The sequence below is a fragment of the Pseudomonas schmalbachii genome, from assembly GCF_017589465.1.
Taxonomy (GTDB): Bacteria; Pseudomonadota; Gammaproteobacteria; order Pseudomonadales; family Pseudomonadaceae; genus Pseudomonas; species Pseudomonas schmalbachii.
Window position 1 is genome coordinate 1 of sequence record NZ_JAELYA010000034.1, and the last position, 285, is coordinate 285.

A 285-nucleotide genomic window follows, 5' to 3' on the forward strand; every position below is an offset into this window, starting at 1 on the left:
TCTTCGTGCCGCCGGTCTTGGTGACGCTGTTATAGGTGTCGCCACCCATGGTCACGCTGTTGTAGTTCACCGTGCCGTCGTCGTTGATGTCGTACTTCACCGAGCTCAGGTCCAGGTTGCCGACATCATCGCTCAGGGTATCGATCGCCGAGTTGGTAGCGAACAGTTGCGAACCGTTGATCGCGTCGGTGCTGTCCGCGCTCAGGCGGCCGGCGGCGACGTTGGTGATGGTCCGCTCGTTACCCACCGAGCCCACGCTGACGGTGCTGGTCGGCGCAGTGCCGG

General features: G+C 63.2%; 1 pseudogene. It reads right to left on the bottom strand.

What is annotated here, in order from left to right:
- Window positions 1-285: pseudogene (locus JFY56_RS24230) on the bottom strand (hypothetical protein); the annotation flags it as partial.